The following is a 2248-nucleotide window of genomic DNA, read 5'->3' on the forward strand; positions in this document are numbered from 1 at the left end:
AAGAAAAACCGCGACCTGCAAAAGAAAGCCTACATGGAAGCCGCCGCCACCGTGATCGGTCAGATCACCGGCGGGCTGGCCGGAGGGCGAGACAGTGCCATTGTGGGTGGCAATGTGGCGCTGAATGCGGATCAGAACAATCGGCAGTTGCATGTCCGTGAGATGGAGCTAATTCGCCTCAACCGAAAAGCCTTTCTGAACTACCTAAATCAGCGTAATAAAGACGGGGCGGGCTTATTCACCCCAATGGACAAGATCAGCGAAGAGGAGGCAGAGTACTGGCTCGCAAATGCTGCGCGCGCCAACGTCGATAGTACCCACATGCGTGCCATCGGGCAGCAAATCGGTACCGCTACAACCCTGGAATCCCGACTCTACTTTGCAGCCAAAGAATACCTAGCTAATTTAGTCAAGACTGGTGCGGTCTTCACGGACGAAAGCGGAGTTAGTCAGCGTTACTTCACAGCTACCGCGGATGACTTCAAAAACGGTCTTAAGTACGTCAACGCCGAGAGTCCGCTGTACCGGGAGTTTATGGCCACCAACTTCTTGGAAGCCTATCTACCCAAGCACCCTACACCAGCCGACCAGGCACTTTATGACAAGATCAGCAAAGAGCGCGCTACACGGGCCGCCGTCGGAATAGCCACAGCAGGTCTGCTCTGGTGGGCCGGGAACAGGTTTGGAACTCCACGCACACCGATAGTGGGTCAAGCCGGTAGCACCGTAGAAGCCCCCATCCCCTTGGGCAACAGTTACCGTTTGGCTGAAACCATCCCGGTAACCGGCGAAGCCGTAGTGTTGATGAAAGACACCGGCGTCGGCAACATCAAGATTCCAGCCGGGAGTAAAGTTGCCTATCGCGATGGGCTGCTAGGTATCAAAACCCCTGATGGTAAAGAGATGGTTCTGCCAGTACGTGCAGCTGAAATAAACCCGATGGCAGGAAACAGCGGCACAGTGGTAACACCGGCAGGGCAGGCACAGATCGCGTCGAGCAATGCAATCAAACCTGGCAATACGGTCAGGCTGACGCAGAACGTGGTGACCCCGAATGGGCAACTGATTCTGGCGGGTAGTGTGGTGACGCAGGTGGAGAACACACTGCGGGTGGTGATGCCAAACGGAGCGGTGATCGTCGGGGCATACAATAAGGGTGCTGCAGGCGGACCGCTTGCTTTGCCAGATATGCCCATCAACAGGATGATCATCAATGAAGATGGGTTGAAACAGGTTAATGTTTTGTATACTCCGCTAGAGGCACAGCGGCGTTTGAATACGAAGGATGTGGGTGGTAGTAATAAATATCGACCCGCGGAGGCCGCAGCCGGTGCACAGCTTGAGGATGCACTTGGTGCCATGAAGCGGTATGAACCATCGTTGACGCAGGGTGCTAACGATAAGAACCCAGACTTTGTGATTATTGATGGCCCCTATAAAGGAAAGACGGTAGATGCAATGTATACGACGGGTCAGTTAACGAAAAAAGAAATTGATGGGATAAACAAATTTTTTGAGAAGAATATGATTTTAGGAAAAGAAAAGGAGAATATACTGAATCACTTAGATAAGGCTGATTTTGTTCCTGTCGATTTTCGCGTATTAACACAGAATAACCAGCAGATTTTTATGAACTATATAGGCACCCTGCCTGCAGCGCAGCGAGCCAAGATTATTATCGTAAAGTGATATTGCATGAGTACATCGGTATTTGTTAATCATCCAAAGTCCATGAGCGGTTCAGACCTGGAATTAGTAACGATAAACTTAAAACGGGGCGATTGGGAGTGCTTGGTTGAGTTTTTAGATGTGGCTCTCTTGCCGGTGCGTCCAGATTTACACGAAGAGATTGTTGAAAGTTGTAAATATTGTGATTACATAAGTTTTTCTAATTTGAGTGCAGATGATTATAATCATACTGTTACTATGATAATGGATTTTATTACAAAAGATTCATGCTCCAATGAGATGGTAAAGAATGGAATAAGCGTGTGGCGTAATTTTGTTGAACCTAAAATCATTAGAGATGAGCGCTATCAAGGGGCCAAGTAGTTTGTACTGAGATGGTAATCTTCTGACAGTTGACCATTCACCGAGCTCGACGCCGCCCGCAACATCGAACTCGCAGCCGCCGTCAACCAGGCCAACGTCCACAGCCAGAACAGCAGCAAAGGCAGCAGCTTCGGCGTCACCTTCGGCTTCGGCCAGCAAAACGGCTTCAGCTTCCAGATCGGCGGCAGCAAAGGCA

1 protein-coding gene and 1 pseudogene are annotated in these 2248 nt (G+C 50.1%); both read left to right on the forward strand.

From position 1 onward, the window contains the following. Positions 1-1689: pseudogene (locus HF682_RS17615) on the forward strand (hypothetical protein); the annotation flags it as partial. A gap of 426 nt (positions 1690-2115) precedes the next feature. Beyond that, positions 2116-2248: hypothetical protein (locus HF682_RS18135; RefSeq protein ID WP_168878661.1), on the forward strand; the 133-nt coding region annotated here is incomplete at its 3' end.

The organism is Leeia aquatica, from assembly GCF_012641365.1.
Lineage (GTDB): Bacteria > Pseudomonadota > Gammaproteobacteria > Burkholderiales > Leeiaceae > Leeia > Leeia aquatica.